This is a genomic window from Catellatospora aurea (genome assembly GCF_042663325.1).
GTDB lineage: Bacteria > Actinomycetota > Actinomycetes > Mycobacteriales > Micromonosporaceae > Catellatospora > Catellatospora aurea.
The window spans coordinates 200,569-208,413 of record NZ_JBHTAC010000010.1 but is presented as its reverse complement, the minus strand read 5'-3'; the positions used below and the strand labels follow the sequence as shown (position 1 = coordinate 208,413).

Sequence of the window (7,845 nt, the reverse complement as noted above, 5' to 3'; positions counted from 1 at the left end):
ACAACGCGGAGCGTCGTGAAGGTGCCCTTGCTTTCAGAACGGCCAGGTGGCGGACTCGCCGGACTCGATGAGGCCGATCATCGAGAAGGCGGCGTCGGTGAGGCCGCCGAAGGTGTGGCGCTTGGCGACCGACGGGGTGTGGCCGAGGCGGTAGCCGGCGAGGTTCCAGGTGTAGACGGGGACCTTGGCGGGCACGGCCGCTGCCACGTCGGCGCTGCCGTGCCAGTGGGCCTGCTCGTCGGTGAGGATCAGGACCCGGTCGTGGCCCGCGTAGTGCTTGCGGACCGCGTGCTCGGTCGAGGTGCCGCCGCCGAAGAACCAGCCGCCGTCCTTGAACCGCTGCACGGCCTTGAGCACCGACTCACCTGGGCGCAGATCGAACAGCTTGGTGTCGTTGGAGAACGACACCACCGTCGCGTCCGCCGCGCGAGCCGCCACCGCCAGGCCGAACATGGTCGCGGCGTCCCAGCAGCGCAGCGAGCCGTCGCGGCTGAACGCGCTGTTCATCGACCCCGAGGTGTCGATCAGGATCAGCGTGCGGCCGTCCAGCCGGGGCACGTTGCCCAGCGCGAACTGCAGCGCCTTCTCCAGCGGGTACGCCCAGCGCAGGCTCGGCGCCGCGTTGTACGCCGACAGGAAGCGCATCGGCAGCACCCGCGACCGGTCCACCTCGTCCGGGTCGGACAGCTTCGCCGCCACCACGGCCGCGACCTCGTCACTCACCCCGGCCTGGTCGAAGTTGCGCAGGTTGCGCAGCAGCGCCAGGTAGCCCATCGACGGGATCATGGCGGACCACGCCGCGGCGTCCAGCAGCCCCTGCCGCCAGCCCGCCAGCGCCTCCCACGTCATCCCCGCCGCGGCCAGCGTCCGCGGGTCGAGCACGGCAGCCCGCTGCTCGACCGGCAGCGCCATCAGTTCCTCCCGGGCGCGCAGCACCGGCAGCGCCTCCGGGATCGGGTTGCCCCGCTGGTGGCGGCGGTCCAGCGCGTGCTGGAACAGCGCACCCTGAGCCGCGTCGCGCGGGCTCGGGTGGGTCAGCTCCAGCACGTCCGCGAAGCGCAGCGCGCGGCCGTCCGAGTCGTACTTGAGCAGGCTGCGCTCGTGGTAGAGGCGCACCGCCGCGTCGGCGATGCCGCGCTTGACCGGCTTGGGCAGCGCCCGGCCGTGCAGCGACAGCCAGTACGCCAGCGCCTCGCCGGGTTCGTCGGCCCGCTGCAGCGCCGCGTCCACCACCGCGCGCGAACCGGGGATACCGGCCCCTACCTGGGCCTTCGCGCCCTCCAGCGCGGCCACCACCGAGGCGCTGCGCAGGTTGGCGCCGAGCCGCAGCCACGGCACGAACCGCGCGAACCACTCCGGGTCCGCCACGGCGACCTTCGCCACCAGCCCGCGGAACCGGTCGTCGCGATCGTCGGCGCGCTCGTAGAAGGTCTGCTCGCCGACCATGTTCGACACGGCCAGCAGGAACAGCTCCAGCCTCGGCTCGCGGGCGAACCCGGGCGCGCCCTCGGCGGTCACCCCGGCCGGGCGCTTCACCAGCGTCGACAGGTTGAACTTGGCCATGATGTCCCCTCCCCCGGGGGTTTTCGGGCGCGCGAAACCCATCCGGGGTACGGGAGAGGAGTCGCGCCTCCCGAGATCGAAGCGGCCACGGACAGAGATCGGCTTGCGCCGTCTTCAATACCAGTGAAGTAGCCGTGGGCCTGCGCACCGGGAGGTGCGGAGATCAATGTAGGTGCGCGATCCCCTGGCGGGCAAAGGGTTTGTCGAGGGCCCCACACGTGCCATCGTGTTCCTCATGTCGGGCATCCGGATCTGGCTGGCCTCCGCCGTGGACGCCACCGCCCTGGCCCGGCACGCCACCGGCCAGGTGCTCGGCATCGACCCCGCGCAGATCGAGATCGGCCGCGAGCCGGCGGGCCGGCCCTATGTGATCGGCGCTCCCCGCCTGCACCTGGCCATCAGCCACACCCCGGACGTGGCGGCCGTGGCCGTCACCGATCTCGGCCCACTGGGCGTGGACGTGGAGCCGATCCGCCACCTGCCCGCAGCCGAACTGGCCCGGCGCTGGTTCTCCGCGCCGGAAGCAGACTGGGTCGCCCGCCACCCTGACGACTTTCTGCTGCTGTGGACCGCGAAGGAAGCCGTGGGCAAGGCTCTCGGCGTTGGGCTGCGCGACGGCGGCCTACTCCGGCCCATGCCGTTGCCCCTCACCGCGAGGCTGACGGCGACACTGCCCGGCCTGCCCACCATGACTGTTGCGGCTTGGCGTCACCGGGAAACGGTGCTCGGCCTGGCCTGCGACACGGCAACGGCGCTCGGTGCTTCTATTTCGGTCGCCTGCTGGGACGAGGAAGGGAACGCGGCACGCCCGAGATCGAGTCGATGACGGCGTGGTGGTCCCGTCGCCGGGACCTGGCGCTCTGGGCCGCTGAGCTACCACCGTCCTGACGGACGGCGAGCGGGATTCGAACCCGCGACCTCCCCATTTGCAGTGGAGTAGCCGTTACCTGCGCACCGGGCGTGCCGTGTTCGTCTCCCGAGATCAAGGTCGGCGGCGGCGTAGCCATTGCTCTGCCAGCTGAGCTACCGGGCCCGAAGGCCTGGGCGGGGCTCGAACCCGCGACCCATGGAGGAAGAAGTATCCGCTGCCTGCGCACCGGGAGACGTAGGTCCAACCTAGATCCAGCCGTGCGCCGCAGCAACGGATTTCCCGCCGAAGGACGCATCCCCTCAGCGGTTCACATCTTTTTTGATGTGGGCACATCAAAAAAGATGTGAACTCTCGTAGACAGTGGTGCCGGCGCGGCCCGAGATCGAGGTGGCGACGGAGTCCCGTCTCCGGGAGCACTTCACAGGCCGCAGGGCCTCCATGGTGTATCCGTCACCGGTGCACCGGGCGTGCCGCGTGGACGCCTCCCGAGATCAGAAGTCGGCGGCGGCACCAACCTGCTGCTCTGCCAATTGAGCTACCGGACCCGAAGGCCCGTGCGGGACTCGAACCCGCAACCCGCAGGGCCCGAAGTAGCCGCTGCCTGCGCACCGGGAGGCGCGGAGATCACCCTAGGCCGACCGCGCACGCGGAGCAACGGACTTCCGCGCGGCGGCGTGCGCCCTCGGGCACATCCGCCGGAGCGCGGACATGCCCGAGGGGGTACGGAACAACGCGTCAGGCGGCGATCTGTTCGCGGGCCGCCTGGGTCACCGCTCGAAAGGGCTGCTGGTCACGCATGCCCCAGGGCGAGCCGTACGCGGTCAGCAGGTCCAGGAACGGCACCGGGTCGAGCGCCTCGGGGCCGAGCACCCCGGCGCCCTTCCACACGCCCTGCGCCAGCAGTTCCAGCGCGACGACGGGGTTCACCGCGGTCTGCCACACCACCGCCTGGTGGCCGTACTCGCGCATGGACCACTCGTTGTCGACGACGTGGTACAGGTACATCTCCTTGGCCCGGCCGTCGAGGCCCTTGCCCTTGACCCAGGTGCCGGCGCAGGTCTTGCCCTTCATCCGGGAACCCAGCGTGGCGGGGTCGGGCAGCTGCGCGGCGAGCACGTCGCGCGGCGAGACCATGACCGTCGACTTGCCGCCGCCGATGGCGACCGGCCTGGTGGAGTCGAGGCCGAGCTTGTGCACGGTCTTCAGGATCTCGATGAACTCGGTGCCGAGGCCGTACTTGAAGGTGACCCGCTTCGCGTCGACCCAGCGCGGGATGAGCAGCACCTCCTCGTGCTCCACGTTGACGCACTCGACCGGGCCGATGCCCTCGGGGAAGTCGAACACCTCGGGCTCGCTGAACGGGGCGGTGGTGAACCAGCCGCGCTCGCGCTCCCAGATGATCGGCGGGTTGAGGCACTCCTCGATGGTGGTCCAGATGGAGAACGACGGGGCGAAGTCGAAGCCCTCGACGGTGATGTTGGAGCCGTCCCGCACGCCGATCTCGTCGATCTCGGAGAACAGGTGGTCGGCGGCGTACCGGGCGAAGATGTCGGACAGGCCGGGCTCGACGCCGATGCCGACGAGCGCGAGCCGGTCGGCCGCCTCCCAGGCGACGGCCTTGCCGAACTGGTCCTCGCCGAGCATCACGCCGGTCTTGGCGTACGGGTCGGTGGGGTGCGGGTGGGACAGCGACATGGCCATGTCGAGGTAGTCCGCCCCGGCCGCGTACGCCCCGTCGAAGATCGGCATGACGAAGCGGGGGTCCACCGCGTTGAGCACGTGCGTGATCTCGTGTTCGCGGCACAGTTCGGCGACGTCGGCGGCGCGGGAGGCGTCCAGGCGCGCCGCGACGAACCGGTCGTCCAGTCCGGAGACGGCCCGCCGGGCGCGCTCCAGGGAGTAGTCGGCGACCACCATGAGCTGGAAGAAGTCACGGCGAGCGGCGATGGCGGCTGCTGCACTGCCGACGCCACCAGCGCCGACCAGCAGGATACGCATAAAAGTCCCTTCAACATCGTGGCGACGAATGCCACGAAACGACTTGATTCAGGTGTGTTTCCCACCGGTGGGACGGCGGGACAGGTGGGTCAGGAGTCGAAGCCCAGCCCGGCGTGGTCCAGCGTGCGCAGCCACAGGTTGCGGCGGCCCTGGTGCTCGTCGGCGCGCGCCAGCGACCAGCGGGTCAGCTGGATGCCGAGCGAGCGCAGTGGCTCCGGCGGCAGCGGCCAGGGCTTGGACCGTACGAAGTCCAGCCTGGTGCGCTCCGTGGACGCCCCTTCGAGGTGGTCGAGCATCACCTGCGCGCCGAAACGCGTCGCGCCGACGCCCAGTCCGGTGTAGCCGGCCGCGTAGGCCAGCCTGCCGCCGAACGCGGTGCCGAAGAAGGCGCAGAAGCGGGTGCAGGTGTCGATCACCCCGCCCCAGCTGTGGGTGAACCGAAGTCCCTCCAGCTGCGGGAACGTGGTGAAGAAGTGCTCGGCCAGCCGGGTGAAGGTGTCCTGGCGCTGTTCGAGGGTCGGCGCGATCCGGTTGCCGAAGTGGTAGATCGCGTCGTAGCCGCCGAACAGGATCCGGTTGTCCGCGGTGAGCCGGTAGTAGTGGAACTGGTTCGCCGAATCACCCAGCCCCTGCCGGTTGCGCCAGCCCAGGTCACCGAGCTGGGTCGCGGTCAGCGGCTCGGTCATCAGGGCGTAGTCGTACACCGGGATCAGGTAGCGCTTGAGCTTGCGCACGAGCGGTCCGAAGGCGCTGGTCGCCAGCGCGACCCGGGCCGCTCGCACCTCGCCGTGCGGGGTGCGCAGCAGCAGGCCGTCGCGCCCGCTGCTCACCCCGAGCACCGGGGTGCCCTCGTAGATGCGCACGCCCAGGGTCAGGCACGCCTGCCGCAGGCCCCAGGCCAGCTTCGCCGGGTCGACCATGGCCACCCGGTCCCGGTCCCACCAGCCGCCCAGGTACGTCGGCGAGTCGACCTCGGCCCGCACCTGCTCGGCGTCGAACACCTCGGCGCGATAACCCATGGACCGGGTCAGCTCCGCCGACTCGTGCAGCCAGTCCAGCTGGTACGCGGAGGTGGCCACCTCCAGCTCACCGGTGCGCTCGAAGTCGCAGTCGATGCCGTACCGGGCCAGCGTGTCCTCGATCTGGTCGAGGTTCTCCCGGCCGAGCCGTTCCAGCTCGGTGATCTCGTCCGGGAAGCGGTCCACCCCGTTGGCGAGCCCGTGTGTGAGGCTCGCGGAGCAGAATCCGCCGTTGCGTCCGGAGGCGGCGTGGCCGCACACCCCCGATTCGAGCACCACCACGTCGGTCGACGGGTCGCGCTCCTTGGCCAGCAGCGCCGTCCACAGGCCGCTGTAGCCGCCCCCGATGACTGCCAGCTGCGCGGTGGTCGCGCTGGTCAGCGGGGGCACGGGTGCCGGCCGGGAAGGCCGGTCCGTCCAGTACGGCGTCGGCGACGTGTCTGACAGCGCCGACGCCCACAGTTTTGATCCTTTGGCCCGCATGAGCCGATCTCCTCCTTCTATTACCCGGGAGCCCGGTTTCAGCTCCTTTTTCCCTGTAAATACCCAGACAAACGAAATGTCTGGGAATACCAAACGGCCGCCGAGCCGGTAAGCACGATCAGGCGTGCTCCGGGTCGGCGGCCGTGCGGAGAATCAGGACGTCGCGGCGCGGCGGGCGGAGCGGCGACGGGTGCGCAGCTGGCCCGCGATGACAAACGCGAACGAGATCAGGAACATCGCGGTGGCGATGGCATTGACCTGCGGCGGGATGCCGCGCAGGTTGGAACCCCAGATGAACATGGGGAAGGTGGTGTAGTCGCTGGTGCCGGTGACGAAGTTGGTGATGATGAAGTCGTCGAAGCTCAGCGAGAACGCCAGCAGGGCGGCGGCCACGATTCCGGGCAGCACGAGCGGCAGGATGACCAGACGGAACGCCTGCCACGGCGTCGCGTACAGGTCCATCGCCGCCTCCTGCAGCCTCGGATCAAGCCCGGCCAGCCGTGCCTTCACGGTGACCACCACGAACGATATGCAGAACATGACATGCGCGATGAGGATCGTCAAGAAGCCCATCGGAATCTGCAGCCCTATGAACAGGGTCAACAACGACGTGCCCATGACGATTTCCGGGGTGGCCATCGGCAGGAAGATCAGCGTATTGGTGCTGCCCCGGCCGATGAACCGGTAGCGGACCAGGGCAAACGAGATCAAAGTGCCCAGGATCGTCGCGATCACCGTCGCCGACAGGCCCACGTAGATGCTGCGCATCAGCGAGTCGCAGATGCCGGCCGCGCCGCAGATGTCGGTCCAGTTGTTCCAGGTGAACTGGAACGTCTCCAGGTCCAGCACGTACGTCGTGTTGCGGCTGGCCGGCTGGTTGAACGACAGCAGCATGACCACGGCGATCGGCACGAACAGGTAGGCCAGCAGCACGAACCCGAGCAGCAGCACCCACTTCTCGGCGAGCCAGCGCCAGAACCCGTGCATCAGACCACCTCCTCCGTGCCCGCGGTGCTGACGTAGATCGTCACCAGCACCAGGATCGTCGCCATGAGCATCACCGACAGCGCGGACGCGATCGGGTAGTCGTTGACGATCAGGAAGCGCGACTGGATCACGCTGCCGATCATCTGCGTGTTCGGCCCGCCCAGCAGCTGCGCGTTCACGTAGTCGCCGGCCGCCGGGATGAAGGTGAGCAGGGTGCCCGCGATGACGCCCGGCATGGACAGCGGCAGCGTCACGCGGAAGAAGCTGCGCACCGGCCCGTGGTAGAGGTCGCGCGCGGCCTCCAGCAGGCGCACGTCCAGCTTGTCGAGGCTGGCGTACAGCGGCAGCACCATGAACGGCAGGAAGTTGTAGACCAGGCCCGCGATCACCGCGAACTCGGTCGCCAGCAGCCGCCCGTCCGGCCCGAGCAGGTGCGCCCACTTCAGGAAGTCGACCACCGGCCCGCTGTCGGACAGGATCGCCTTCCACGAGTACGTGCGCACCAGGTAGCTGGTGAAGAACGGCGCGATCACGCCGACCAGCATCAGGTTCTTCCAGCGCCCGCCCTTGATCGCGATCGCGTACGCCAGCGGGTAGCCCAGCAGCACGCAGACCACCGTGGTGATGAACGCGTACCACAGCGAGCGCAGGAACTGGACGTGGAACATCTCCCATGCCTGGGCGTAGTTCGAGAAGGCCCAGGCGAACGTGTAGCCGGACTCCACCGAGCCGCTCGGGTCCCACAGGCTCGCCATGACCAGCTGGAACACCGGGTAGACGAAGAACACCGCGAGCCAGAGCAGCCCGGGGGCCAGCAGGGCGTACGGGATCCACCTACGCCGCCGCATCCCGGCCGGGGGTTCGACCGGGATCTCGGTGGCGGCGGCGGGGGTGCCCGACGCCGTGGGCAGCAGGGCGGCCACG

General features: G+C 69.5%; 6 protein-coding genes. 1 reads left to right on the top strand and 5 read right to left on the bottom strand.

The annotated features are described in order from the left end of the window. Nucleotides 1-33: 33 nt before the first annotated feature. Nucleotides 34-1,563: a TROVE domain-containing protein gene (locus tag ACFQO7_RS12975; RefSeq protein ID WP_376806588.1), complete on the bottom strand. Its 1,530-nt coding sequence runs from the start codon at nucleotides 1,561-1,563 to the stop codon at nucleotides 34-36. Between the two features lie 235 nt (nucleotides 1,564-1,798). Between ACFQO7_RS12975 and ACFQO7_RS12970 the strand changes: the two genes are divergently transcribed. Then, complete coding sequence (locus tag ACFQO7_RS12970; protein ID WP_376806587.1) at nucleotides 1,799-2,389, top strand: 4'-phosphopantetheinyl transferase family protein; 591 nt, start codon at nucleotides 1,799-1,801, stop codon at nucleotides 2,387-2,389. A gap of 780 nt (nucleotides 2,390-3,169) precedes the next feature. Here the strand turns inward: ACFQO7_RS12970 and ACFQO7_RS12965 are convergent. From ACFQO7_RS12965 to ACFQO7_RS12950, 4 genes are all read right to left on the bottom strand, one after another. Then, nucleotides 3,170-4,432, bottom strand: coding sequence for a saccharopine dehydrogenase family protein (locus tag ACFQO7_RS12965; protein ID WP_376806586.1), 1,263 nt, complete (start codon nucleotides 4,430-4,432; stop codon nucleotides 3,170-3,172). An 89-nt stretch (nucleotides 4,433-4,521) separates the two neighbouring features. Beyond that, a complete protein-coding gene (locus ACFQO7_RS12960) occupies nucleotides 4,522-5,934 on the bottom strand; it encodes an NAD(P)/FAD-dependent oxidoreductase (RefSeq protein WP_203689414.1) in 1,413 nt (470 codons plus the stop codon). Nucleotides 5,935-6,087: 153 nt separating this feature from the next. Then, nucleotides 6,088-6,921, bottom strand: coding sequence for an ABC transporter permease (locus tag ACFQO7_RS12955; RefSeq protein ID WP_361040102.1), 834 nt, complete (start codon nucleotides 6,919-6,921; stop codon nucleotides 6,088-6,090). After that, entirely contained in the window at nucleotides 6,921-7,844 is a 924-nt protein-coding gene (locus ACFQO7_RS12950; protein ID WP_376806585.1) for an ABC transporter permease, read from the bottom strand. The genes ACFQO7_RS12955 and ACFQO7_RS12950 overlap by 1 nt, the downstream gene beginning before the upstream one ends. Nucleotide 7,845 lies beyond the last annotated feature (1 nt).

What these genes read in the sequence shown, in the direction of transcription:
- ACFQO7_RS12975 (WP_376806588.1), bottom strand. Translation starts at nt 1,563, where the DNA reads ATGGCCAAGTTCAACCTGTCGACGCTGGTGAAGCGCCCGGCCGGGGTG.
- ACFQO7_RS12970 (WP_376806587.1), top strand. Translation starts at nt 1,799, where the DNA reads ATGTCGGGCATCCGGATCTGGCTGGCCTCCGCCGTGGACGCCACCGCC.
- ACFQO7_RS12965 (WP_376806586.1), bottom strand. Translation starts at nt 4,432, where the DNA reads ATGCGTATCCTGCTGGTCGGCGCTGGTGGCGTCGGCAGTGCAGCAGCC.
- ACFQO7_RS12960 (WP_203689414.1), bottom strand. Translation starts at nt 5,934, where the DNA reads ATGCGGGCCAAAGGATCAAAACTGTGGGCGTCGGCGCTGTCAGACACG.
- ACFQO7_RS12955 (WP_361040102.1), bottom strand. Translation starts at nt 6,921, where the DNA reads ATGCACGGGTTCTGGCGCTGGCTCGCCGAGAAGTGGGTGCTGCTGCTC.